The organism is Streptomyces sp. NPDC047974, assembly GCF_040653375.1.
In the GTDB taxonomy this organism is placed as follows: Bacteria; Actinomycetota; Actinomycetes; order Streptomycetales; family Streptomycetaceae; genus Streptomyces.
This window is the reverse complement of sequence record NZ_JBEZNU010000001.1, coordinates 269,856-295,864: the sequence shown is the minus strand read 5'-3', so window position 1 is coordinate 295,864 and position 26,009 is coordinate 269,856. Positions and strand designations below refer to the sequence as shown.

Below are 26,009 nucleotides of genomic sequence, written 5' to 3'. Positions count from 1 at the left end.
GGGCGACGGGTCAGGGCGCGTAGCCGTACGGGTTCTGCTGCTGGAAGGTCCACGCGTCACGGCACATGGCGGCCAGGTCCCGCCGTGCGGTCCAGTTCCATGCCGAGGCGACCTTCGAGGGGTCGGCGACGAGTTCTGCGACGTCGCCGGGGCGGCGCTCGGTGACGCGGTACGGGATCGCCCGTCCCGACACCTCCTCGAAGGTGCGCACGAGCTCCAGGACGGACGCGCCGCTTCCGGTGCCGAGGTTGAAGACCCGCATGCCCGGCTCGTCGTCGATGTGGTCCAGGGCGGTGCGGTGCCCCTCGGCGACGTCGACGACGTGGACGTAGTCGCGGATCCCGGTGCCGTCACGGGTGGGGAAGTCGTCGCCGAAGACGCTGAGGCGGTCACGGCGGCCCACGGCGATCTGGGTGAGGAAGGGCATGATGTTGTTCGGCACGCCGCTCGGGTCCTCGCCGAGGAGTCCGGTGGGGTGGGCGCCGGCGGGGTTGAAGTACCGCAGGGCCAGCACGCGGAGCTCGGGCACGTGCCGGCAGACGTCCGCGAGGATCCGCTCGCAGCTCCACTTGGTGGTGGCGTACGGGTTGGTCGGTGCCGCGGGGGATTCCTCGGTCAGCGGGACGGTCGTGGCGTCTCCGTAGATCGAGCAGGAGGACGAGAACACCAGGCGGTGCACGCCGTGGTCGTGCATGGCCGAGACCAGGGCCGTGGTGCCGCCGACGTTGATGTCGTAGTACGCGAGCGGGATCTGCACCGACTCGCCGACGGCCTTCTTCGCGGCGAAGTGGATCACCGCGTCGATCGGGTGGCTCGTGAAGACGGTGTCGAGGGCCCGCCGGTCGCGTACGTCCACGACGTGGGTCGCCGCGATGGGGCGGCCCGCGACCTTCGCGACCCGTTCGAGGACCTCGGGGGAACTGTTGGAGTGGTCGTCGAGCACGACGACCTCGTGGCCGGCCTGCAGGAGCTCGACGCAGGTGTGGCTGCCGATGAAACCGGCGCCGCCGGTGACCAGGACGGTCTGGGGCACGGGAACCTCATTTCTCGATCGGCCCGAGGGGGCCGTCACCAGGCGTAGAAGCCGGTGAGATAGGTGGGGAACACGACGACCGCGAGCCCCAGCGGAAGCAGCGACAACAGGCCCGCGACGAGCGGCAGCGCAGCCGTGCGCAGCGCCCGGACGCCGGGGATCCCGGCGGCCCGCGCGGTCTCCCTGACGTGCAGTGCGCCGATCGCCAGCGTCACCGCGGCGTACGAGGCGGAGCCCAGGAGGCACAGGAAGACGTAGCCGACGGCGGGGCCGGTGAACTGGCCGACGAGAGCCGCGCCCGAGAGGAAGACCGTGATCAGCACGTACGGGGCGACGGAGCGCAGGGGGAGCGGCTCCAGGCCGTCACGCTTCTTCGGGGTGACCTTGAAGGTGATCTGGCGGGGGCGCAGCTTCTGGACCACGGCGGCCAGCACGCCCCAGGTCACGTACGGCCACCGGGAGAGGCCGAAGAGCCAGATCTCCCAGCTGAGGATCGGGGAGTCCTTGGGGCGCAGCAGGCCCCGGCGCCGGCAGAGCAACGTCAGCAGGATCAGCCAGACGGACATGCTCCAGAAGTGCGCGAGGAAGGAGAAGTAGTTGACGTCGATCCAGGGAGCTCCGGTGACCGCGGCGATCGGCGGCAGCAGGATGCCCGTGATCGTGGCGCCGGCGAGCAGCGGGTAGTACAGCAGCGCGGCCGCGAAGCGCACCCTCAGCTTCAGGGGCATCCGGCCCAGGTGGCGCGGCAGCATGCCCAGGAGCATGACGGCCAGGCTGCGGGACCACTGGAACTCCTGGGTGATCATCGCGCCGAAGGTGAGGGGACCTTCGCCGTGCGCGTCCGCGTCGATCGCGAAGGCGCCCTCCCAGCCGGCCGAGGTCAGCAGGAACGAGGTGGAGAAGTCCTCGGCGAGCTCGGGGCCCAGGCCGCCGATGTCCCGCAGCGCTTCCGTCCTGACGGCGTAGTGCGAGCCGATGCAGACCGGGGCGAGGCCGGCGGAGTGGCCCAGCTGCACGGGCCCGTGGAACATGGCCTCGCGGTGCAGCCGGCCGCGGGCCGCCCAGGACTCCTCGGCGTTGGAGTCGCAGACGCTGGGGGCCGCGACGTAACCGACGGCCGGGTCGGCGAAGGGGCGGACGACCTCGGCGAGGTACGTGGGCGCGGGGACGTGGTCGCAGTCGAGCTGGGCGACCACGTCGTACCGGTCGTAGCCCCAGTGGTCGTAGAAGAAGGCGAGGTTGCCCTCCTTGCACCGCGTGCGCCGGGGCCAGTCGGCCCGGTGGTAGTCGGCGCGGCCGCGCCGGCAGGAGACGTGCACCTCGTGGGTGCGGCACCAGTGGAGGATCTCCTCGGTGGGGTCCTCGTCGCAGAGCCACACGTCGTAGCCGTGCGGGAAGTCCTGTGCGAGCATGGCCTCGAGGGTGCGGCGGGCGATGTCCCAGCCCTCGGAGGGGGCGCGGGTCACCACGAACGCCGTGCGGAGTGCGGGTACGCCGACAGCCGGGTCGAAGCGGCGGATCCGCAGCAGCGCGACGAGGAAGTGCACCGGCAGATAGGTCAAGTACAGCAGGAGTGCGCTGTTGACGACGAGGCCCGTCCAGCCGATCCGGTGGGACGGTTCGAGCCACCAGACCCAGAACCAGACCAGGCACGCCGCCCAGCCGAGGGACAGCAGCGCGACCAGGAAGCGGTCGGAGCGTGAGAAGGCCCGGACGAAGCTGGACGGGGAGGCGCCGAGGCGGCGTGGCGGGCGTGCGAGGACGGGGCCGTCCGGGCCGATGGAGGCCACCGCGCCGTTCGACTGGGCGCGGATCGCCGCGCCCAGTGCCTCCCACTCCTCCGGCGAGCCGGGAGCCGGTGGGGAGAGCGGGGGTTCCTGGATGGCGCCGGTCCCGTGAACGGGACCTTGCTCCAACGACGTCATGGCGGCGGGTTCTCCAGACGGTGCGACTGAGGGAGGGATCCGGGGAAGAGGCTGTGGGAGGCCGAGGCCCCGGCGGACCGGTGGACGGTCCGCCGCGGCGTGTCGTTCAGCCGCCCGCGACGCCGGCTCCGGACGCGGCGGACGCCACGTCCGCGGCGGCGGGACCGGGGATCGTCTGCGGCGTGAGGGGTTCCGCGGCCACCGCGGTCAGCGGGACCGTCTCGTTCTGACCGCCGCGGATCGCCGCGGCGGAGGCGCCGAGGCGATCCGCGCGGGCGCCGAAGTACGCCACGGTGCGGCGCAGGCCCTCGGTGATGTCGATCTCCGGCTCCCAGCCGAGGACCTCACGGGCGCGGGTGATGACCGGGCGGCGGCGGACCGGGTCGTCGACCGGCAGTGGGTGGTGTTTCACCTTTGAGGCGGAGCCGGTCATCTCCAGTACGAGCGTGGCGAGTTCGGAGACCGTGCGCTCGACGGGGTTCCCGAGGTTGAAGGGGCCCAGCTCGGATGAGTCGAGGAGCGCGACCAGGCCGCGGACCAGGTCGTCGACGTAGCAGAAGCTGCGGGTCTGCCCGCCGTCGCCGTAGATGGTGAGCGGTTCGCCGGTCAGGGCCTGGGTGATGAAGCTGGACACCACGCGTCCGTCGTGCGCGCGCATCCGGGGACCGTAGGTGTTGAAGATCCGGGCGATGCCGACGTCGACCCCGTGCGTGCGGTGGTAGGCGACGGAGACCGCCTCGGCGTATCGTTTCGCCTCGTCGTAGACGCTGCGCGGGCCGATGGAGTTGACGTTGCCCCAGTACGTCTCCTCCTGAGGGTGGACCAGCGGATCGCCGTAGATCTCGCTCGTCGAGGCGAGGATGAAGCGTGCGCCGTGACGCAGGGCCAGGAGCAGGGCGTTCTCGGTGCCGCGGCTCCCGACCGCGAGAGTCTCCAGGGGCCGGCGCAGGTAGTCGGGCGGGGAGGCCGGGGACGCCAGGTGGGCGACGGCGTCGAGGGGGCCGGTGACCTCCGCGGACGCGCTGATGTCGCAGTGCTGGAACTCGAAGGCCGGGTGGGCCAGGAGAGGGGCGATGTTCTCGGGGTCGCCCGTCGAGAAGTCGTCGAGGCACACCACGGAGTCACCGCGCCGCAGAAGCGCCTCGCACAGGTGTGACCCAAGGAAACCACCGCCACCGGTTACGGCAACGCGCATGTGTTTCTCCAGGAATGAGAAGCGGGATAACCGGAGGCTCCGTTCGCATGGACCATCGAATGACGGAATCGCTCGACGATCCGAAAAGCGGGGTCTCTCGGAAGACGTAGAGCGAGAATATGGGCATACGTAGGGTTTTTTGCGGAGGCAACTCGTGGACTGAGCTGATCGGCGGGTGTCACGCGGGGGAGCGTTCTGGGTCCCCGTCCAGGTCAGGGGCCGTGCCGCACGTCGAACGGACTAATCGGACGGCGTCACCCGCATGTGTGCGCGGCCATGTGAGGACACGCTCGATCGCACATCCCTCGTCCCCGGGGAGGGGACCCGAGGGATTCCGGTCCTCCCGCGGGGGAAGGCCCGGTACGGCATTACAGGAATGGCTGCGCGGGTGCCGGACCGAGCGTGGTGGTGCCGGCCGTGCGGTGACCGAGGCCCGTGCGGTACGCGTCCAGGGCCGCCTCCACCCGGCCCGTGCGGCGCAGCAGGTCCCCGAGGAGGCGGCACAGGTCGGCGAGGTCGCCCGCGGCTCCCGCCCGCTCCAGGAGGCCCAGTGCGCGGACGTAGTGCTGCTCGGCCGCCTCGGTGTCGTGGGCGTCCTCGGCGATGATGCCCAGCAGCCGGTGTGCGGCGGCCGCGTGGACCGCGCCGCGTTCGGGGGAGAGGCTCCCGAGCACCCCGCGGAGGAGGTCCGATGCCTCTTCGGACGCGCCGCGCCGGTGCAGCACGTCGGCGAGCTCGACGGCGACCTGACTGCTGTAGAGGGTGGCGCGGTGGGAGGTGAGCATGGCCAAGGCCGCGCGCAACTCCTCCTCGGCGCGCGAGAGTTCGCCGTTCTGTGCGTAGACGTACCCCCGCATCCAGCGGCAGTTGGCGAGCTCTGTACGGATCTGCAGCTGCTGGTACATCTCGGCGGCCTTGGCGAGTGAGGCGTCGGCCTCGGCGACCCGGCCCTCGGCGAGCAGGGTGCGGGCGACCGAGCGGTGCATCCGGGCGATCAGCGCGGGGTCCCCGGCCTGCGGCGCGAGAGCGAGCGCCAGCTCGGCGGCCTGGGCCGCGCGGGCCTGCGCACCCATGTCCATGTAGGGGCCGATCAAGGCGGTGTGCAGCAGGAGCAGTGCGTTCGGGTCGTGCAGCTGGGCGCGGTTGATCTCGTCGAGCGTGGACTCCATGAGGTAGACGGCGTAGCGGAGTTCACCGGCCAGGTAGTGCGTGACGGCGCGGCCCCGCCGGGCCGGGACGCGGGCGGGCAGCGAGGCCTCGACGAGGAGTCGCTCGGCGTGCTCGAAGTGCTCGCGTGCGGCCACGAGGTCCCCGTTGTCGAGATCGCACTCGCCGAGTCCGAGCCGCGCGGTGGCCTGTTCCTCGACGAGCCCGTGCGTCACGGCCTCCGCGAGCAGCTCGGCGTACTGGACGGCTGCCTGCTCGGCCTCGCCGACGGCGAGGACGCGTTGCGCCTCGGTGAGCCGGAGCCGCAGTTCGGTCGCGAGGTGGGCGGGCCGTCCGGTGGCGAGTTCCTCGAAACCGACGCCGAGACGGTCGGCGATGTGGCGCAGCGCCTCGTCGGAGGGGCGCACCCGGCCGGCCTCCAGGGTGGACACATAGGCGGGCGTGTAGGAGGGCTCGGCCAACTGTCGCTGTGTCAGCCCCCGTTCGTGCCGCAGCCGCTGCACTCTGCGGCCGATGGTCTCGGGGTCGTCCCGCTTCGCCATGCGCTCCATCATGCCAGTTCCTCCCCCTGTCGCCGCCGCCGGGAGCGCGGCCAGGGCGGCATCCGCATCGCCCGCTCTCCCTGTCCGCCCGGCCGGGGGCCTTGTGCCCCGCACTCCCAACCCCCTAGCTTAAGCGGCTGGTTAAGCATAGTTAACTCGATGCTTGAGAGAGGTCTTCGTGCTCAGACACGGATCCACCCGAACCCGCTGGATCGTCTCCGTCGGCGCCGCCGTCACCGCCGCCGCCCTGCTCGCCGGCGTGAACACCGTCAGCGCGAACGCGGCCGGAACGGAGCCCGGTCCCGTCGCCGGCTCCGGCGCGGTGGCGACGCACGAGGTCGAGTACTTCGACGGCCCCGGAGCCGAGCCCCGGCGCAAGAGGGTCCCGGCCCAGGCTCCGGCGAGGATCACCGGCCACCGGTCGGCGACCGTCCCCGCCCCGACCGCCGCCGAGGTCACGCCCGTCCAGTCGACCGGACCGGTCTCCGGGCGGCTCGACCTGGTCGTCATGGGTGACGGCTACACCGCCGGGCAGCAGGCCGACTTCCACGCGGACGCGCAGGCCACGCTCGACGCGGTCTTCGCCATCGAGCCCTACGCCAGCTACCGCGGCCTCTTCAACATCTGGCTGGTGGACAGCGTCTCCGCCGAGTCCGGTGTCTCCGGCGATCCGACCGCGGAGGTCGTGAAGAACACCGCCGTCAGCTCCTCATTCTTCTGCGACGGCACCGAGCGACTGCTCTGCCTCGACACGTCCAAGGTCACCACGTACGCCAACCAGGCGCCGGCCTCCGACATCGTCTTCGTCATCGCCAACTCCACCAAGTACGGCGGCGCGGGCTACAGCTTCTCCCCCCCCGCCGACCGGAGCGTCGTACCACGGCATCGCGACCATGTCCTCCGGCAACCCGCAGTCGTACCTCATAGGCGCCCATGAACTCGGCCACTCGATAGGCCTGCTGGCCGACGAGTACCAGTACGCCGGGTACGGCGCCTACCCGTACCCCTCGTCCGACGCCGCCAACATCTCCGCCATCGCGGACCTCGGCACGAGCAAGTGGTACCGCTGGCTGGGCGAGCAGGACCCGACCGGCTCCGCGATCGGCACCTACGAGGGCGGCGACTACTACGAGACGGGCGTCTACCGCCCGACCGGCACCTCCCTCATGCGGACCCTGGCCTCCACGCAGTTCAACAACGTCGGGCGCGAGGCGATGATCAAGGGCTTCTACACCCACGCGGACGCCATGACCTCGACCGTGCCGACCGGCACGCGGGTCGGCGCGACCCAGGCGCTCACCGTCCGGATCGCCCCGGTGTCCGGCCTGGCGAGCCCGGTCCTGACCTGGAACGTCGACGGGAAGCAGGTCGCCCGGGCCACCGGCGATCTGTCGGTGACCCCCGCCGAGCTCGGCGCTGTCCGCAGCGGCCAGCGGGTCACGGCCACGGTCACCGACACCACGGCGGCCGTCCGCGATCCCGCGGTCCGCGCGGCGACGAGCAACTCGCTGACCTGGCGCGTGCGCTGACGTTCCCCCCCCCACGGGAAGGCGGCCGGTTGCGCGACCCCGGCCGCCCTCACCCGCGCGGTCCGACTGCCGTGCATCGGCCTGCCGTCGACCATCGGGGGCGGGCCGGCCACTGGCCTGGCGAGTAGCTGACCAGCGGTTTCTTCGTCTGCCGGTAGTGCTCCAGCGTCAGCCGTTCAGGACGCGCCCCGGCTTTCGGCGTTGGCGATGGCTTCGGCTTCGGCTTCCGCCATCGCTATGGCGACCCCGAATGCCTGGGAGATGTGGCCGGCGGCAGACATGACGCGAGCGGTGCCCACGACCGGGGCGATCGCGACGAGCACGTCCTGCAGCTCTTCGACGGTGAAGTCGGCCTTGACGGCGGGGCTCATGTGGGCCATGTAGGAGATTGCCGGGGCGTCCATGGCCACGAGGGCGGCGATGCGGGTGGTGATGAGTGTCTTCTCATCCATGTTGCAGTGCTCGATGGAGTCGATGGTCATCGCCGCGAGCGTGTCCAGAACGGGAGCGTCGGACCTGGTGGCCATGTCGGAACCGCCTTTCCCTGCTGATCGGAGCCTCCCGCGTCCCAGCCCGCGGGGCTGGAGGTGCCGACGGGTTGCCGTACCAGCGTAGGCGTCCGTCGAGGCCCGTGCCCGTCGGGCCGGGAGTGTGAAGGGAAGCTGTCAGGGCGCTTCGGGGGCAGGGAGGTGCGTGACGGTCGCATACGGGAGCCGGTAGGCCGCGGGACCCGTAATCCGGCAGGCTCGGACGTCGGGCGGCCTCGGCGGCCGGCCGTGGTCCCGCGGGGGTCACTGGTGCTCATGGGGCGGATCGCGGGAGGTTCCCCCCAATCGCACGCCGACATCCTGCGCGAGGGCCTCGACGGCCGGACCGGGCTGCGCCCCGAAGACGAGAAGCCCATCGACGAGGAAGCCCGCGCGGCCTACCGCGCGAGGATCGAGCGGGCTGCCAGGTCGGCCGCACCGATCAAGGCGTGGAACTCCTGGACCGCCCCCGCGCGCCGCGGGGCTCTCGCGAGAGGAGCGGCCCAGGGGTTCTCGTAGACCAGGGCGGCGGCCGAACCGCTGGGCTCGAGGGCCGTCCCTGGCTCGCTGAGGTCGTCCTGTCCGAGGAGCCCGGGCACGGAACCCTCGAACACGGCGAGGTCGAACTCGCCGTCATGAGGTTGATGCGGGGACTGCCTCTTTGGACGAGATCGACTAGGCCTGTCGACCGCCGGTCCTGCTGTCCGAGTTGCAGCGGATCGAGCCCGGTTCTGAACCGAACCCAGTTGACGTGTGGGCGGCGAACCTTGGGGACCGCGTTTCTGTCTCCGCGCTGCTGCGCCGGTGTTCAGCTCCGCTGGGAACCCGCGAGGCCGGCAGGTTCGGCGGTGTCTCCGTGCCAGGTGGGCCAGCCCAGCAGGCGGGGGCGTTCGGTGACCCAGGCGCGGGTGTCGGCGCCGATCTCGGTGTCGATGAGGTCCTCCAGCAGGACCCGGTAGCGCTCGACGAGGTCGCGGTTCGCGGGGTCGGCGGCCAGGTTGTGCATTTCGGATGGGTCCTGCTCGCGGTCGTAGAGCACGACGTCGTTCTCGGCGAGAAGCGCTTCCGTGCTCCCCGGGCGGTTGGGGCTCAGCGGGGAGAAGTAGCGGCCGAACGTGTAGCGGTCGTCCATGTAGCCCCGCAGGAAGCCACGCTTGTTCCAGTCCGGTCGCAGGTCACCGGACGCGATGCGCTGGGGAGCCTCGGGATCGGCGAACTCGAACCAGAAGGAGGCGTCCAGCGTCACGATCGACTCGATGGCGGTCAGTACTCCGTCGCGCACGGACTGCCCGTGCAGGGTCGGCAGGAGCGACCGACCCTTGAGCGACGGGTGACGGGCGGCCGTGGTGGAAGGGTCCAGACCGGCGATGGCGAGCAGGGTGGGAGCGATGTCGACGGCGGAGGCGAGCGCGTCGGTGCGTGCGCCTCCCGGCAGGTCGGGGTGGGTCATGATGAAGGGGACATGGACGTTCTCGTCGTAGACGAGGTTTCCCTTCTGGCGCAGACCGTGCGAGCCTGCCATCTCCCCGTGGTCGGAGGTGAAGACGACCACAGTGCGGTCGGCTTGCCCGGAGGCCTCCAGGGCGTCGAGGACGACCTCGATGCTGCGGTCCACGTCGCGGATCGCGTTGAGGTAGAAGTTCATGCCGTCGTACCAGTGCTGGTCATCGGCGACGGGGCCGAACGCCGTGTCGCTCATCCGCGCGTACTCGGTCACCGCCGGGGCGGCACCTGAGAGGTCGTCATGAAGGCTGTCCGGCAGGTCGAAGTCCCAGCGCCGCCGGTACACCGGGATGTCGGCGGCGGCCTTGGCCACGACGGCATGCGCGAGGCCCGGGGGGAGCTGAACCTGGGGGCGGCCGCCGTAGTCGAAGCTCATGATGTCGTGGGGATTCACGAAGTTGACGGCCATGAACCAGGGCTTGTCCTCGGAGACGACCGGGGCGCGGTTGCGCAGCCACTTCACGGCCTGCCCGGCGATCACAGGGTCGATCTTGAGCCCGGCCCAGGCACCGCCGTCGATGTCGCCCCAGTCGTTGAACTCACTGAACCCGTAGGGCTCCAGGGCATCGGTGGTGGGCCCGGGGTTCTCGGGGTGATGTAGGCGTTGGAGAGGTGCCACTTGCCCTGGTAGGTGGTGTAGTAGCCCGCTGAGCGGAGCATGGTGCCGATCGTTCCGAGCGCGGGGGCGAGTGGGCGGACGTACGGGATGTTGTCGTTGTCGTAGATCTCGGTGAGGGGCACGTGCTGCCCGGTGTAGATCACGGAACGTGCGGAGCTGCACTGCGCCGAGGCCGTGTAGTACCGGTCGAAGGTCGTGCCCCGGGCGGCGATACGCTCCCGGGCGGGCAACGAGAACCCTTGAGGGCGCGGGAGGCGGAGACGTTCCTCATCCGTGACGATCAGGAGGATGTTGGGGCGACGCGTCATGATCGGTCCTTCGCTTCGCACGGGCGGTGCATGTGCTCCGAATCTAAGGACGTTCACAGGTCGACGCCGTGAGGACACGGTCGGCGGGGGCCCTTTCGGGTGACCCCCGGAGAGGTGCCGGTTCACCGCTCAGCGCCGGGCTGTGCCCAGGAACCCCGGCGTCCGGCCGTGCCGGCGGCAGTGCGGTGCCGGCCATCACGCTGCCCGGCGGTGACGAAGACGTCGGGCAGGGCGTTGCCGTGGGCGTGGGCGTGCTTCCCGCGCGGCGAGCCCCGGCTCGTCGTACTGCTCGCCCTGTGTCATCTGCCCTTCGGGCTTGCGACACCCGTGGAGGGGCGGGGGCAGCGGGACGCCGGGGGCCTGTCGGTGACGCTGACGGCGGCCGTGTACGGCCAGACGGTGAGCCCCACGGCCGGCGGCCTGCCCGCCGGCGGCACCGCCGCGTTCAGGCTCGCCCCCGTGACGGCCGGAGGGCCCTCGGCCCTGACTCCCGACACCACCGCGGCCACGGTCAGGTCTCGCACAGGGCCACATCTTAAAGGCCAGGTGGTGGACAACGGCGAGGAGCCGGGCGCCATGGGCGACCGGGGCGTCCGGCAGGACCTCGGGGCCTGCCGGACACCCGCGACGAACCGCACGGCGCACCACCGTATGCGGGTCGCCGACGGACGGGCCCCACACGGTGGTCCACGCTCCGACGCCACCCTGTGCGCCCACACGGACGACGGCACCCTCGGCAACGCGCGCGAGCTCCACGCCGAGCAGCAGGCGCGGCGGAGCGCCCGGCACCTCGCCGCCGCGCCCGAACGCCCCGTCCTCCCGTCCGGCGAAGCCCCCGCACCCGCTTCTCGGAGTGGCCGGACTACGTCACCCTGCTCTCCGCTTCCCCCGCCGCTCTCCGCACCACAGACGACGGCACCTGTGTCCGCAGCCGGTCCGGCGGATAGAACTGCCGGGCCCAGTGGCGGAACGGGCCGATCGGGCCGTCGCCGCGGGCCAGCCGGGGCGGGGACACGTACCGCTTCGTCGACCAGACCGGGAAGTCCTGGGACACGAAAGCGCAGTTGCCCCGGAACATCACACCCGCCAGCAGCCGGTGTGCCGAGCCGCTCACCCAGCGGGCCAGAGGGGCCGCGAGGGAGGCCGGCTCGGCCACCTCGAAGCGGCTCGTCTGGCGCAGCTGGAAAGCCGCGGGCGCGATCATCGTGGTCGTGTATACGGCACAGGTGCGCACCCCGAACCGGGGGAGCGCCGTGCACACGTGCACCCGGCTGATCCCGTTGCCCTCCAGCGTCACCTCCAGCGGACTCGCGCCCAGCAGCGGCACCCGCTCCTCGGAGCGCACCGAGATCCGGAAGGACCGCCCCTCGAAGACCGCCGGTTCGGCCACTTCCGACGCGCCCCAACCGTGCAGCGGCGTGAAGTGCCCGATGTCCACCGTGTTCTCGACCACGTCCTGGCTGTGCCCCGCCATCTCCCACGCCGCCAGCCGCGGCGCCCGTGTCCCGAGCGTGTGCCAGGGCGTGAGCTCCCAGTCCGGCGCCCGCCCGTCGTGGTGCCGCCACACGAAGACGGCGCCGTCGACCTCGCGCACCGGCAGCAGGCTCAGGCCCGAGGACGGCGGCGGGGGCGTTCCGTACCCGGTCCGCGTGCAGGCGCCGTCCGGGCCGAAGGCGAAGCGGTGGAAGGGGCACAGCAGCTCGTCGCCCTCCAGCGCACCGAGCCCGAGGTGTGCCCCCAGGTGCGGGCAGTACGGGCGGACCGCCCGCACCTCGCCGTCGCGGAGCCGGTAGAGCACCACGTCCTCGCCCTGGAGCGGCCGGGTCAGCAGCGCCCCCCGCACCACCTCCGTGGAGAACGCCACCGAGAACCAGCCGTCGGGGTACGGCAGGACCGGCTCGTGCGCGTCGGCCGGGCTCGGGCCCTCCGTGAGCGCCCGGGTGTGGCCGCGCCTCACAGCTCGACCAGCACCTTGCCGAAGGACGCCGCGCGGTCGGTGTACAGGCTGCGGTAGGCGGCGGGGATGGAGTCGAAGCCGCGGTGCACGGTCTGCTGGTAGCGGATCTCGCCGGCGCGCACGAGCGGCCCCAGCTCGGCGTGCAGCGCCGCCCAGTTGTCCTCGGTGAACCACTCCAGCGCGAAGATCCCGCGGATCGTCGTGCGCGGGAACATGATGTACGGCAGCAGCCGGGGCCCGTTCCACTCGCCGCCGACCTGGCTCGACCACTGCCAGCACACCGCGACCCGGCTGTCCACGGTGAGCATCGTGAAGACGGTGTCGGTCATGACCCCGCCGAGGTTGTCGAAGTACCGGTCCACGCCGCCGGGAGCCGCCTTCGCCAGGTCCTCGCGGAGCTGCGCCGGGTCCCCGCCGTGCCGGAAGACGACGACGGCGTCGAAGCCGAGCGCCGTCAGCCGCGCCGCCTTCTCCGGCGAACCGGTCGTGCCCACGACCCGCGCGCCCGCCCGCTTCGCCAGCTGCCCGACCAGCGTGCCGATCGCGCCGGACGCGCCGCTGATCAGGACCGTGTCGCCTGGCCGGACGGCCAGGAAGGTGGTGAGGGTGCCCCACGCGGTCATCCCGGCGCCCCCGAGGATGCCGAGCGCGGTGCTCAGCGGCAGCGCCTCGTCGTAGTGGGCCGGGTCCAGCTTTCGGTACGCGGGGAAGACCATCGGGAACGTGCCGGTCTGCCACAGCGCCTCGGTGCCGTTGCCGACCAGGTGGGTGCGCCAGCCGCCGAAGCCCTGCACGAGGTCCCCGACGCCGAACATCGCCCGCGGTCCGGCCGCCAGCACCTCCATGATCGAGTCGGCGCCCATGTGGTCGCCCACCGGGGTGTCCAGGGCGATCCCCTGAAGGTACGGGTCGACGGAGACGTACCGCGTGCGCAGCAGCATCTCGTCCTCGGCCAGGTCGGTGTCGAGCTCCTCCACCACCTTCACGTACATCCGGTCCACGTCCGGCACGCCGTCGTTGTGCTCGCTGACGATCCACTTCTCGGTCTTCACGGGGTCGCTCCTGCGGGTTCGATGAGTTGGACGGGGAGAGGGGCGCTGTCGTCGACGGAGGCGGTGAACGACCGCCCGTCGTCGCGGCAGACGAAGTGCATGACGTGCCGTCCCGAGGCCGCGGCCCGGATCAGGCCGCCGGTGGTGGCCCAGACGCCGGACAGATAGAAGTCCGCGAGCCCCGGCAGCCCCGGGCCGTGCCGCTTGACCTCCTTCTCCACGGTCTCGCCGCTGTCCACGAACGGCTGCCAGCCGAGCACCGTGCCGTCGTGGTTGCCGGTGTAGCGGACCTGGGTGAGCGGGGTGGACACGTCCCGCACCACGATCGCGTCCCGCAGCCCGGGGTGCCGCTCGTCGAGGAAGTCCACGATCGTGTCCCGCACCTGCCGCTTGGCCCGCTGGTACTCGCGTCCGCGCCCGACCGGCAGCGTGTGCAGCTCCTCGCCCCGGCGGTTCCGGGTGGACCGCTCCGGACCGGTGCTCAGCTCCCGCCACGGCGCGATGTCGCAGAAGTACGTGGCGTACACCACGGAGGTGCCCGGCGGCGACAGCTCCGGGTAGTGGCGGCTGCGGAACTGCACGTTGACGCTGGGGTGCCGGATGCCGGTGAGCCGCTGCGCGACCGCGTCCTCCAGGAGGTACGTGGTGCAGGGCTCGCCGTCCGGGAAGGGCCGGCGCAACCCCAGGAAGACCGTCAGGTAACCGGGGAAGACCATGCCGGGTTCCGTGATGGTCCGGGTGTACAACTCCCGGTACGTGTCGGTGAGGTAGCGGCCCTTCAGCAGGTCGAGGAGCGTGGTGCGCCCGTCGCAGGCGGAGACCACGATGTCCGCCCGCAGCTCCGTGCCGTCGCTCAGCCGGACCCCGGCCGCCCGGTCGTTCTCCACCAGGATCTCCACGACCCTGGCGTTGTACGTGACCTCGCCGCCGAGCCCCCGGTAGCGCTCCTCGACCGAGCGGGCCAGGCCCAGCGAGCCGCCCTCGGGGACACCGGCCGAGGCGTCGGCGTGCGCCGCGAGCTGGAAGTAGAACGGCAGCACGGGGAAGTTGGGATGCTTCTCGTACAGGATGAAGTTGAACGCCTCGCGCAGCAGCGGGTCCCGGAAGCGCTCCGAGTAGTCCCGCATCAGCGTGCCGATGGAGCGCCGGATCACGTTGAAGTAGGGGACGAAGGACGCCAGCATCCGCCAGCGCTCCAGGCGGCCCATGAGCCCGACCGGGGTGAGGAAGGGGTAGCGGGCCAGCGCCTTGCGGAAGGTCCGCAGTCCGGCGCAGAAGTCGCGGATCACCCGGGCGTCCCCGGGGGAGAGGGCGAGCAGGTGCGCTTCGAGGCGGTCCGGGTCGGAGTAGAAGTGGACCGCCCGCCCGTCCCGGCCGCGCACCGTGTTGAACACGTCGAAGTTGCGCATCCGCTTGCCCTGGAGCGCGCCGAGCTCCAGCCAGATCTGGTGCATCTCGTTGCCCGGCCCGCTGCCGAGCAGCCAGCTCACGCAGCAGTCGAGGGTGAAGTCGCCCCGGTCCCAGGCCGTGCAGGAGCCGCCCGGGATCTCGTGCATCTCCAGCACCCGGCTGCGGTAGCCGTTCATCTGGGCGTAGCAGCCGGTCGAGAGCCCGCCGAGCCCTCCGCCGACGATCAGCATGGTCCTTCTGGTCATTCGGCCACCGCCGCCTTCCGGGTGTCGCCCCGCTGTTCGAGTCGTGGCAGCCGGCCCAGCTTCCCGGGATGCCACGGCCCGGCACCCTCGCTCGGCCAGGCCCGGAACTCCCGGCCCAGCTCGTCGCACAGGAACTGGATCGCGTACCGGCCGCTGGTCGCGGCCCGGATCAGGCCGCCCATCCCGGTCCACTGACCGGCCATCGAGAAGCCGCTCAGACCCGGCAGCCGCATCCGGTCCCGGTCCACCAGCGCGGTCGACACGTCGTCGGCCTCGGAGAACGCCTTCCAGGCCAGGATGCTGCCGTAGGTGTTGCCGGTGTACCGCTCCGTCGTCGCCGGTGTCGCCACGTCCACCAGCTCGATCCGCTCCTCGATGCCCGGATGACGCTCGGCCAGGAAGCCCCGCAGGAAGTCGACGACCTCCTGCTTGCGCTCCCGGTACGCCCGCCGGTCCGCCTTCCGCAGCTCCTGCCAGGACCGGTGGTCGGTGAAGTACGTGCAGTGCAGCACCGACTTCCCGGCCGGCGCGAAGCCGTCGGCGTAGTCGGACCGCCGCTGCACCACCAGACTGTGCTGGAGGCTCCCCGGCAGCGCCGCGCCCCGCTCCGGCCCGAGGAGGTACGTGGTGCTGTGCGGCTCACCGGCGGGCAGCGGGCCGTCGATCCCGACGAACGCGGAGACCACCGCCGGGTACAGGTTGTCCGGCCGGTCCAGCAGCTCCTTGTACAGCCGCTCGGTGCGCGGGCTGCTCCACCGCCCCTCCAGCAGCCGGTCCAGCACCGTCGGCCCGTCGCAGGCGGCGATCACGTGGTCGGCGAAGTGCTCCTGCCCGTCCCGCAGGCGTACGCCGACCGCCCGCCCGTCCTCGACGAGGATCCGCTCCACCCGGGCGCGGTAGCCGATGTGCCCGCCGAGCCCCGTGTACCGCTCCTCCACCGACCGGGCCAGACCCAGCGAACCGCCCTCCGGGAAGCCCGCGTTGCCGTTGGAGGCGCAGGACATCGTGAAGAGGAAGGGGAGCAGCGGGAAGCCGGTCAGCTCCTGGAGGAACACGTTCGGGAACGCCCGGCGCAGCAGCGGGTCCTCGAAGCGGTCCGCGAACCGGCGCATGGGCGTGGCGGCGGTGCGCCAGTACAGCCGGAACGCCGGCAGGATCGCGAGCAGCGTCCGCACCTTCTCCGCCGGGGACTTCAGCGGCGGCGGCTTCAGCTCCCAGTGCGGGTCGAGCTCCGCGAAGCGCCTGAGGTCCCGGCAGAACGCCCGGATCAGGCGCGCGTCGCCGGGCGAGAGTTCCAGCAGGTGCTTCCGGAGCCGGTCCGGGTCGTTGTAGAAGGTGACGGACCGGCCGTCCTCGGCCACCACCCGGTTGAACTGGTCGAACAGGGTGATCCGCTTCCCGTCCAGCGCCCCGAGCTCGCGCCACACCTCGTTCGCCCCGGTCCCGGGTGCCGTGCCGATCAGCCAGTCGATGCAGTAGTCGAAGAGGTAGCCCTGCCGGGCCCAGGCGGTGCAGCAGCCCCCCGGCAGCACGTGCTTCTCGAAGATCCGGCTCTCCAGTCCGCTCATCTGCGCGTAGCAGCCGGCGGCCAGACCCGACATGCCCGCGCCGATGATGATCACCCGGGGCCGCCCGCCGGGAGGCCGGGCCTCCCAGTGGGGCCCGCCGTCACGCACGCCCATCCGCGGCACCTCCCGCCAGCAGCGTCCGGACCAGCTCCACGTTCCCGTCGAGGAACGAGCCGTCGAGCATCTCGGCGTGCCGGCCGTGCCCCTCGAGCACGGTGCACCCGGCGGCGGTGACGCCGTGCCAGCCGCCGGGCTCGTCCGCCGCGAAGCGGAGCAGCTTGTCCTGGTCGGAGATCACCGCGATCGGCGCGCCGAGCACACCGAGCGACGGGTGGGCACCGCAGTGCGCCAGGTACTCGCGGGCCTGCTCCACGGTCTCCCGGGCGACGATCTCGGAACCGGTGTGCCGCCGCAGGTGTTCCGCGAGCTCCGCCTCGAACTCGGCCAGGTGCTCCTCGCCGAGGGCGACGGCCTCGGCGATCCGGTACGAGTCCATGATCAGCACGAGGTCCACCACGCGGCCCCGCCGCTCCAGCTCCCCGGCGATCTCGAACGCGAGGTTGCCGCCGAGGGAGTAGCCGAACAGCGTGTACGGCCCGCCCGGGTGCAGCTCCTCGGCCAGATCCGCGTACCGGGCCGCCTTGTCCGGACCCGACAGGTAGTTGAACGCCGCGAAGCGGTGCTCGGGCAGCCGCGCCGCGAGCTGCCGGTACACCAGCCCGTGCCCGCCCGCGGGCGGCAGGCAGAACACCGTCGCCGCCGGGTCCGCACCCGGGTTGAACCACAGGTACGGCTCGGCGCCGGGCAGCCGCCCGGTGACGACGTCCTCCAGGGTGCGGGCCATGCCGTGCAGGGTGCTGGTCTGGAACAGCCGCCCGACCGGCACGGACGCGTTGAACTCGGTCCGCAGGTGGTGGATCAGTTCGATCAGCTTGATCGAACTGCCGCCCGCCTCGAAGAAGTCGTCCCGCAGCCCCGGCCGCTCCAGCCCGAGCAGCGACCGCCAGTGCGCCGCCATCCGCGTCTCGTACAGCGTCACCGGCGGCTCGTACCGCTCCGGTCCCGCCTCCGCGCGCGGCTCCGGCAGCGCGCCCGGATCGACCTTGCCGTTCGCGGTCAGCGGCAGCGCGGACAGCTCCGTGAAGTGCGCCGGGATCAGATACGTCGGCAACTGCTCCGCGAGGTGGCGGCGCAGCTCCCGGGCGTCGGCCACCGCACCCGGCGCGGGCACGCAGTAGGCGCACAGCACGTTCTCGCCCGACTCGTCCCGCCGTACCGTCACGCACACCTGCGCCAGCTCGGGCCGGGCGGCCAGCCGCGCCTCGACCTCACCGGTCTCCACCCGGTGGCCGCGCACCTTCACCTGCCCGTCGGCCCGCCCTAGGAGGTGCAGCACCCCCTCGGCGTCCCAGTGCCCGAGGTCCCCCGTCCGGTACAGCCGTACGGGTTCGCCGCCCGGTTCGAGGGCCACGAACCGTTCGGCCGTCCGCTCCGGATCGTTCAGGTGGTGGTCGGCGACGCCGGCGCCGCCGATCCACAGTTCACCGGCCACCCCCGGCGGCACCGGTTCGCCGTGCCGGTCGAGGACGTACAGCTCGCTGTTGGGCAGCGGCCGGCCGATCGGCACCATCCGGCCCGGCTCCAGCCCCTCGGCCTGCCCCTCGTAGTAGGCGCTGTCGATGGTGGCCTCGGTGAGCCCGTACGAGTTGACCACCCGGGTGCCCGGCCCGCACAGCGCGACGAGCCTCCGGTGCTCGCCCACCCGCCAGGCGTCCGAGCCGATGATCACCAGGCGCATGAACTCCAGGCCCAGCCCCTCCCGCTCGCAGTGCGCCAGCAGCCCGCGCGCCACCGACGGCACGAACTCGCCGCAGTCCACGCCCTCCGCGCGCATGGTCCGGTAGAGCCGCGCGGTGTCGAAGAGGAGGTCCCGGTCGACGAGGACCAGCGTCCCGCCCGAGCACAGCGCCCGGACCAGGTCCCCGGTGAACACGTCGAAGGAGACGCCCGCCATCTGCAGGTGCACCCGGACGTCGGTGTCCAGTCGGTACTCCTGCTGCCAGGCGACGAACACCGAGGCCAGGTTGCGGTGGCTGACCCGCACCGCCTTGGGGCGGCCGGTGGAACCCGAGGTGTGGATCACGTAGGCCGTCCGGTCGAGGCCCACGGCCGGCTCCGGCCGCTCCTCGGCCCCCGGCCGGTCCAGCTCGTCGAGGGTGACCGGCCGTCCCGGCAGCCGGGCCGCCCCGCCCGGCCGCCCGTCGGTCAGGACCAGCGTGGCCCCGGCGTTCTCCATCAGCTCGGCCAGCCGTTCCGCCGGGTGGTCCGGGTCCAGCGGCAGGTACGCGCCCCCGGCCCGCAACACCGCGAGCAGCGCGATCACCAGCTCCGGAGACTTCGCGAGACGCACCGCCACGACCGTCCCGACGCCGACGCCGTGTTCGCGCAGCGAGGCCGCCACGCGCCGCGAGCGCTGGTCCAGCTCCCGGTAACCGAGCCGCCGCCCGCCCGGTACGGAGACCGCGACCGCCTCGGGGAACTGCGCGGCGATCTTCCCGATCAGCTCGTGCACCGGCACGTCGTGGTCGATCCGCCGGCCGACGCCGCCGAACCCGTTGACGATCCGCTCCCGTTCGCCGGCCTCCAGCATCGGCAGCCGTCCCGCCGGACGCCCGCCCTCCGCGCGGGTCAGGCCGTCGAGGAGGGTCCGGTAGTGCGCGGCCATCCGGCGCACCGTCGCCGCGTCGAACAGGTCGGTGTTGTACTTCAGCACGCAGTGGAAGCGCCCGTCGGAACGGTCCTCGTACGCGGACAGTGTGACGTCGAACTGCCCCTCTTCCTCAGGGAGTTCGATGTACTCCAGCGCGTAGCCGAATCGCTCCACGGCCACCTTGTGGGTGAGCAGGATGAACATCGCCTGGAAGACCGCCGAGCGGCTCGGGTCGCGCTGGAGGCCCAACTGCTCCACGAGCAGCACGAACGGGTACTCCTGGTTGTCGAGGCCGCCGAGGACCGTGTCCCGCACCCGGCCCAGCAGTTCGGCCACCGACGGCTCCCCGGCCAGGCTCACGTGCAGGGGCAGCGGATTGACGAAGTAGCCGTAGACGGAGGCGAACTCCTCCTCGGTGCGCCCGGTGACGGGGCTGCCGACCACGATCTCGTCCTGCCCCGACCAGCGGTGCAGCAGCAGGTAGTACGCGGTGAGCAGCACCGTGTACACGGTGACGTTGTGCTCCCGGGCCAGCGCGTGCACCCGGGCGCTGAGCTCGTCGTCGAGCTGGAAGAACTCGGAGGCGCCGTTGTCGGTCTGCACCGGTGGGCGCGGCCGGTCGGTGGGCAGTTCGAGCGCCGGGACCTCCCGCGGCAGGTGCTCCCGCCAGTACTCCAGCATCCGCCGCGCCTCGGGCCCGGCCAGGAAGCGGTTCTGCCGGTTGAGGAAGTCCAGGTAGCGGGCCGGGACCGGGGCCAGCTCCGCCGGCCGGCCGGTGCGCAGCCCGTGGTAGACCTCGAACAGCTCCTCGATGAAGGTGAAGGTGGAGATCGCGTCCGAGACGATGTGGTGGACGGCCTTCATCAGCACCCAGCGGTCCGGGGCCCGCCGGAACAGCCGCAGCCGCACCAGGGGGTCCCGCTCCAGGTCGTACGGCCTGCGGTACTCCGCCACCAGCCGGGAGCGGACCTCGTCCCAGGGCAGCCCGGACACATCGAGAAGACCGGTGTCGGCGACGACCTCGGGCCGCACCCGCTGGACCGGACGCCCGTCCTCGGCGGTGATGGTGACGCGCAGGCTCGGATGCCGGGCGATCAGCGTCCGGAAGGCCTCGAACAGCAGCTCCGGGTCGAGCTCCGCACGCACCTCCACCGCGCCGCCGATGTTGTACGCGAAGCCGTCCGGGTTGAGCTGCCGGAGGAACCACAGGGCCTGCTGATTGTGGGTGAGCGGGTGGCACGCCTCGTCGGTGAACGGCTCCACCGCCGTCTCCGCCACCGGACCCCCGGCCGCCGCGAGCTCGGTCAGCCCCGCGTGCAGCCGCTCGGTCAGCTCGCTCACCGGCCCGTTGCTGAGCAGTGCCACCACCGGCAGCGAGACGCCCAGCTCGGCGTGGACCCGGGCCCGCAGCTCCATCGCGAGCAGCGAGTCCAGACCGAGCGAGCCGAGCCGGGCGTCCGCGTCGACCAGCTCCGGCCGCACCCGCAGCACACCCGCCGCGAGGGCCGCGAACCGCTCGGTCACCAGCGCCGTACGCGCCGGCTCGTCGGCGGCGCGGAACGCGTCGAGCGGACTGCCGCCCTGCCCCGCCGGGACCTCCCGGGCCGCCGCGGCGGCGAGCGCCGACACCAGCGGCGGCGGGGTGGGGTACCAGGACAGGAACACCGGCCAGTCCACCACCGTGGCCACCAGCAACTGGGCCCGGTCCTGCCCGATCACCCGCTCCAGGACCGCCATGCCCGCCTCCGGCGCCAGCGAGCTCATCCCGCGCGCGTCCCGGTAGTGGGCGACCAGCCCGAGCTCCTCGATCATGCCGGTGGCCCACGGCCCCCAGTCCAGGCTGAGCGCCGGCAGACCGAGTGCCCGGCGGTGATGGGCGAGCGCGTCCAGGAACGCGTTCCCGGCCGCGTAGTTGACCTGACCGGCCGTGGTCAACAGCGAGGCGACCGACGCGAACAGCACGAAGTGCTCGACCGGCTCCTCGCGCAGCAGCCGGTGCAGCAGGTACCCGCCGTGCACCTTCGGCCCGTAGCCCGCGTCGAAGGCTTCACGGTCCAACGACGGCAGCAGGACGTCCCGCACCTGCCCCGCGAGATGGAACACGCCCCGCACCGGCGGCAGACCGGCGGCCCGACGCCCGGCCAGCCAGCCCTCCATGGCCGCCGTGTCGGTCACGTCGACCGCGGCGACCACCACCTCCGCGCCGAGCGCTTCGAGCTCGCGCAGGAACGCGACCCGCCGCCCCTCGGGGCCGCCCGGATCGAGCCCCCGCCACGCGCCGCGCTCCGGCACGCCGGTGCGGCCGAGCAGGACCAGGCGCCGGGCCCCGCGCCGTACCAGGGTGCGGCAGAGCAGCCGCCCCAGCGCCCCGAACGCGCCCGTGACCAGATAGGCGCCGTCCGCGCGCAGTCGCAGCGGCAGGGGGCGGGTCAGCCCCACGGGCGGACGCAGCCGGCTGAGGTGCCGCCGCCCGGACCGCAGCGCGATCTCGCCCTCGCCGTCGTCCGCGGTGAGCGCGCGCAGCAGTGCCTCGGCCTCGCCTGGGCCACCGGCCGGGTCGAGATCGATCAGCTTGCCGCTGTGGCCGGTGAGCTCCTGCTGCCACAGCACCCGGCCGATGCCCCAGGCGGGCGCGCCGAACGGCTCCACCGGCTCGCCCGGCACCACCGCCTGGGCGCCACGGGTGACGATGTGCAGGCGCCCCTCCGGGCACGCCTCGGGCAGCACCCGGGCGAGCGGGACGAGCGAGTAGCCGCCGAGCGTGCCGATCCCGTCGAGGTCCGCCGCGCCGACCGTGTCCAGCGGCGGCAGATCGAGGTTCCACAGATGCACCACGGCTCCGAACCCCGGCCCGAGTTCGTCGAACAGCCTGCGCAGATCGGCCGCCGAATCGGGCCGTACGGTCACGTGCCGGGCCCCGCTCCGGTAACGGTTCCCCGGGCGGACCAGTCGGCACCGCCCGCCGCGCGCCACGACCGCCTCCGCCAGCCGCGCGCCGAGCCCGCCCTCGTCGGCGAAGACCACGAGGTCGGGCACGGGGGAGCCGCCGGGACCGTCCCCGGTGCCCTCGGTACTCCCGCGGTCCTCCGGCGCCTCGACGGGCGCCTCCTCCCAGACCACCTCGGCCAGCCAGCCGTCGATGGTGCCGAGCTTCACCGAGGAGGCCCCCCGGTCCACCGCCGCCGCGCGAAAGCCGCTGATCCGGCCGAGCGCCGTCCCGTCCTCGGCGTACAGGGCGAGGTCGCCGACCAGTTCCCCGGCGCTCTCCGCGGTCACCGTCGCGTGCGCCCACAGGGCCCGGTCGCCGACCGCGTCCAGCCGCAGCTCCGCGATGCCGACGGGCAGCCGGATCCCGGCGGACCGGTCGTCGTCCGGCGTCATCGCGGTGAGCACGGTCTGGAAGCAGGCGTCCAGGAGCACGGGGTGCACGTGGCTGTCCGCGGCCCCGTCGCCCATGCCCGGGGTGGGCCGGATCAGCGACAGTGCCTCGCCAGGGGCCGTCCACACCTCGTCGATCGCCCGGAACGCCGGGCCGTAGTGGTAGCCGAGCGCCGCCAGCTCGCCGTAGCACGCCTCCCGGTCGAGCCGGCGCTCCGCTCGCGCCCGTACCGCGTCCGTGTCCAGCGGTTCCGCGAGCCGGCACGGCTGCCCGGTGCGGACGACCCCGCTCGCGTGGACCGTACGGTCCGGAGCGCCGGTCCCGGAACCGGCGAGGGAGGCGATGGTGAACCCGGACTCCTCCGGCGCGAAGGCCAGCTGGACGGTCGTCGCCTCGCCGTCGGGCAGGAACAGGGCCCGGGAGAACTCGACGTCGGCCAGGGTGGCCGTGTCGCCGCCGGTCAGCGCCCGGACCGCCTGCGCGGCCATCTCCAGGTACCCGGAGGCCGGGAAGACCGTGCTGTCCTCGATCCGGTGGTCGGCCAGGTACGCCAGCCGCTCGGTGTCCAGGCGGCTCTCCCAGGTCGGCTGCAGCGCGGAGGTCCGCCGGCCGAGCAGCGGGTGGTCCAGTCGGCCGAGCCGGATCTGCTCCACCGGCGCGGGCTCCACCCAGTACCGCTCCCGCTGCCACGGATAGCCCGGCAGCGGCACCGGCCGCCCCACGGGCTGGAGCACCGACCAGTCCACGTCGACACCCAGCGTGTACAGCTCCGCGAGGGAACGGGCGAACCGCTCGGGCTCGTCCTCACGGCGCCGGATCGAGGGCAGCGTCACCCCCTCGACGGCCCGGCCCTCCAGGCACTCCCGGATCGAGTGGCCGAGCACCGGGTGCGGACCGATCTCCAGGAACAGCGTGTACCCGTCGTCGACGAGCCGGTCGACCGCGGCACGGAACCGGACGGGCCGCCGGACGTTCTCCCACCAGTACGCGGCGTCCAGCTCCGGCCCCCGCGCACGCCCCTCGCGGGCGGTGAGGTACAGCGGGAGACCGGCGGCGCGCGGCGCGATCCCGGCCAGCGCCTCGTGCAGCTCGGCCTCGATCGGGTCCATCCGCACGCTGTGATAAGGCACTTCGACGTCGAGGAACCGGGCGAAGACCTGCTCCCGCTCCAGCCGCCCGGCGAGCTCCCCGAGGGTGTCCCGGTCCCCGGACAGCGTCACCGACGCCGGGCTGTTCACGGCGGCGACCGACACCCGGTCCCGGTACGGGCGGACCAGCCGCTCGGCCTCCTCCTCGGACAGGTTCGCCGCCAGCATCGCGCCGGTGCCCGCGAGCCGGTGCTGGAGGGCGCTGCGCGCCAGCGCGATCCGGACGGCGTCCTCCAGGCCGTACACCCCGGCCCGGTGGAAGGCCGCGATCTCGCCGGTGCTGTGCCCGACGACGGCGTCCGGCCGCACCCCGTAGTGCTCCCACAGCGCCGCGAGCCCCGCCTGGACGGCGAAGTTGGCGGGCTGGGCGAGCCAGGTCTCGGCCATCCGGGACTCCGCCTCGGGCCGGGTCAGCTCGTCGAGCAGCGACCAGCCCGCCTGGCGCCGGACCTCCCCGTCGCAGCGCTCGACCGCCTTCCGGAACACGGGCTCGGAGTCGAGGAGCTCGCGCCCCATGCCCCACCACTGCGGCCCCATGCCGGTGAACACCCACACCAGCCGCCGCGCCCCGGCCTCCCGGAGGCGGCTCCGCACGGCCCGGGGGTGCTGCTCCCCGCGCTCGCAGGCGGCCAGCACCTCGTCGAGGGAGCCGGGCGGGTCGAGGGGGGAGTGGACGACGGCGAGGCGCTCCTCGAAGTGCTGGCGGCGGTGGGCCAGGGTGTGCCCGACGTCCGCGAGGGACACTCCGGCGGCGAGTTCGCGGCGGACGCCCGCGGCCAGTTCGGCCGGGCCCGACGCGTGCCGGGCGCTCAGCGGGAGGACCGAGCGGGCGGGCGTCCGGGCCGGCGCGTGCGGCTCCTCCGGCGGGAGCGGCGGCGCCTCCTCCAGCAGGACGTGGGCGTTGGTGCCGCCGAAGCCGAAGGAGTTGACGCCCGCCCGCGCGGGTCCCTCGTGCTCCGGCCAGTCGACCGGTGCGGTCGGGATCTCGAAGGGCAGCGCGGCGAAGTCGATGGCGGGGTTGGGCTCTTCGAGGTTCAGGTGCGGTGGGATGCGGCGGTGCCGGAGGGCCAGCGCCGTCTTGATCAGGCCCGCGACGCCGGCGGCGGCCTCCGTGTGCCCGATGTTGGTCTTGACCGAGCCGACGTAGCACCGCGCGCCGGGCGCCCGGCCCTGCGCCAGCACCCGGCCCAGCGCCCGCGCTTCGATCGGGTCGCCGACGGGGGTGGAGGTGCCGTGCGCCTCGACGTACTGGAGGCTGCCCGGTGACACCCCGGCCTCGGCGCAGACCCGCTCGATCAGCGTGGCCTGGGCGTCGGCGCTGGGCACGGTGATGCCGTTGGTCCGTCCGTCCTGGTTCACCCCGCTGCCGATCACCACGGCGTGCACCGGGTCGCCGTCGCGCAGCGCGTCCGAGAGGCGCTTGAGCGCCACGACGCCGACGCCCTCGGCGCGTACGTAACCGTCGGCGGAGGCGTCGAAGGCGCGGGAGCGTCCGTCCGGGGAGAGGAAGCCGCCCTTGGTCTCGGCGATGGTGTATTGCGGCGCGAGGTGCAGCAGGGTGCCTCCGGCCAGGGCGAGTTCGCTCTCGCCGCGCCGCAGGCTCTGGCAGGCCAGGTGGACCGCGACCAGGGAGGAGCTGCACGCCGTGTCGATCGAGACGCTGGGGCCGCGGAGGTCGAGGCAGTGCGAGATGCGGTTCGAGACCATCGTCATCATCGTGCCGGTCGCGGTGTGCGCGGCCAGCGTCTCGAAGCCGAGGTCGGCGAACTGCAGGATCTTGTAGTCCAGGGTGAAGGCGCCGATGAAGACGCCGACGTCCCGCCCGGCCAGTTCGGCGGGCCGCTGCCCGCCGTCCTCCAGCGCCTCCCAGGACACCTCCAGGAGCTTGCGCTGCTGCGGGTCCATGTGCTCGGCCTCGCGCGGACTGATCCCGAAGAAGTGGGGGTCGAACTCGTCGAAGCCGTCGATGTAGCCGCCCCGCCCGCCGGTCAGCCGGCCCGGCTTGGCCCGGTCGCGGCTGCCGAGGGTCGTGGTGTCGTACCGGTCCGCCGGGGTGGGGACGAGACAGTCCCGGCCTTCGATCAGATTGCGCCAGAAGGTCCGGTGGTCACCCGCGTGTCCGGGGAGCCGGCAGCCGATGCCGATGATGGCGACCTTGTCGTGGTGGGCGGAGCTGGGTGAGTCCGTCATGG

The 26,009-nt window shown here is 72.7% G+C and carries 13 protein-coding genes and 2 pseudogenes; 3 read left to right on the top strand and 12 right to left on the bottom strand.

Going from position 1 to position 26,009, the window contains the following annotated elements; translation table 11 throughout:
* Positions 1 to 10: 10 nt before the first annotated feature.
* From galE to AB0E19_RS01295, 4 genes are all read right to left on the bottom strand, one after another.
* Positions 11 to 1,033 (bottom strand): UDP-glucose 4-epimerase GalE, encoded by a 1,023-nt coding sequence (gene galE, locus AB0E19_RS01310; protein ID WP_362171250.1) that lies wholly within the window; start codon positions 1,031 to 1,033, stop codon positions 11 to 13.
* 35 nt (positions 1,034 to 1,068) lie between these two features.
* Positions 1,069 to 2,958, bottom strand: a complete 1,890-nt coding sequence (locus AB0E19_RS01305; RefSeq protein WP_362171247.1) for a glycosyltransferase family 2 protein — start codon at positions 2,956 to 2,958, stop codon at positions 1,069 to 1,071.
* A gap of 106 nt (positions 2,959 to 3,064) precedes the next feature.
* Positions 3,065 to 4,153: a UDP-glucuronic acid decarboxylase family protein gene (locus AB0E19_RS01300; protein WP_362171244.1), complete on the bottom strand. Its 1,089-nt coding sequence runs from the start codon at positions 4,151 to 4,153 to the stop codon at positions 3,065 to 3,067.
* Positions 4,154 to 4,521: 368 nt separating this feature from the next.
* A complete protein-coding gene (locus AB0E19_RS01295; RefSeq protein ID WP_362172292.1) occupies positions 4,522 to 5,862 on the bottom strand; it encodes a helix-turn-helix domain-containing protein in 1,341 nt (446 codons plus the stop codon).
* 178 nt (positions 5,863 to 6,040) lie between these two features.
* On the opposite strand from AB0E19_RS01295, the gene AB0E19_RS01290 reads away from it, so the two are divergent.
* Both AB0E19_RS01290 and AB0E19_RS01285 read left to right on the top strand, forming a co-directional pair.
* Positions 6,041 to 6,799, top strand: coding sequence for a M64 family metallopeptidase (locus AB0E19_RS01290; protein ID WP_362171241.1), 759 nt, complete (start codon positions 6,041 to 6,043; stop codon positions 6,797 to 6,799).
* Positions 6,756 to 7,391 carry a M64 family metallopeptidase gene (locus tag AB0E19_RS01285; protein ID WP_362171238.1) on the top strand — a complete coding sequence of 212 codons (636 nt, stop codon included), beginning with the start codon at positions 6,756 to 6,758 and terminating at the stop codon, positions 7,389 to 7,391. The genes AB0E19_RS01290 and AB0E19_RS01285 overlap by 44 nt, the downstream gene beginning before the upstream one ends.
* Positions 7,392 to 7,567: 176 nt before the next feature.
* Here AB0E19_RS01285 and AB0E19_RS01280 read toward each other — a convergent pair whose 3' ends face one another.
* Positions 7,568 to 7,918, bottom strand: a complete 351-nt coding sequence (locus tag AB0E19_RS01280; RefSeq protein ID WP_362171235.1) for a carboxymuconolactone decarboxylase — start codon at positions 7,916 to 7,918, stop codon at positions 7,568 to 7,570.
* Between the two features lie 309 nt (positions 7,919 to 8,227).
* Here AB0E19_RS01280 and AB0E19_RS01275 point away from each other — a divergent pair.
* Positions 8,228 to 8,437 (top strand): annotated as a pseudogene (locus tag AB0E19_RS01275) (hypothetical protein); the annotation flags it as partial.
* A 289-nt stretch (positions 8,438 to 8,726) separates the two neighbouring features.
* On the opposite strand, the gene AB0E19_RS01270 reads toward AB0E19_RS01275, so the two are convergent.
* The 7 genes and pseudogenes from AB0E19_RS01270 to AB0E19_RS01240 form a co-directional block, all read right to left on the bottom strand.
* Positions 8,727 to 10,040 carry a sulfatase-like hydrolase/transferase gene (locus AB0E19_RS01270; RefSeq protein WP_362171232.1) on the bottom strand — a complete coding sequence of 438 codons (1,314 nt, stop codon included), beginning with the start codon at positions 10,038 to 10,040 and terminating at the stop codon, positions 8,727 to 8,729.
* A gap of 44 nt (positions 10,041 to 10,084) precedes the next feature.
* Positions 10,085 to 10,348, bottom strand: a pseudogene (locus AB0E19_RS01265) (sulfatase); the annotation flags it as partial.
* 862 nt (positions 10,349 to 11,210) lie between these two features.
* On the bottom strand, positions 11,211 to 12,305 hold the full coding sequence (locus tag AB0E19_RS01260; protein ID WP_362171229.1) for a Rieske 2Fe-2S domain-containing protein: 1,095 nt from the start codon (positions 12,303 to 12,305) through the stop codon (positions 11,211 to 11,213).
* Entirely contained in the window at positions 12,302 to 13,357 is a 1,056-nt protein-coding gene (locus AB0E19_RS01255; RefSeq protein ID WP_362171227.1) for an NADP-dependent oxidoreductase, read from the bottom strand. Before AB0E19_RS01255 ends, AB0E19_RS01260 begins: the two co-directional genes overlap by 4 nt.
* Positions 13,354 to 14,997, bottom strand: a complete 1,644-nt coding sequence (locus AB0E19_RS01250; protein ID WP_362172289.1) for an NAD(P)/FAD-dependent oxidoreductase — start codon at positions 14,995 to 14,997, stop codon at positions 13,354 to 13,356. The genes AB0E19_RS01255 and AB0E19_RS01250 overlap by 4 nt, the downstream gene beginning before the upstream one ends.
* Positions 14,998 to 15,008: 11 nt before the next feature.
* Positions 15,009 to 16,694, bottom strand: coding sequence for an NAD(P)/FAD-dependent oxidoreductase (locus tag AB0E19_RS01245; protein ID WP_362171224.1), 1,686 nt, complete (start codon positions 16,692 to 16,694; stop codon positions 15,009 to 15,011).
* Positions 16,681 to 26,007 (bottom strand): amino acid adenylation domain-containing protein, encoded by a 9,327-nt coding sequence (locus AB0E19_RS01240; protein WP_362171222.1) that lies wholly within the window; start codon positions 26,005 to 26,007, stop codon positions 16,681 to 16,683. The genes AB0E19_RS01245 and AB0E19_RS01240 overlap by 14 nt, the downstream gene beginning before the upstream one ends.
* Positions 26,008 to 26,009 lie beyond the last annotated feature (2 nt).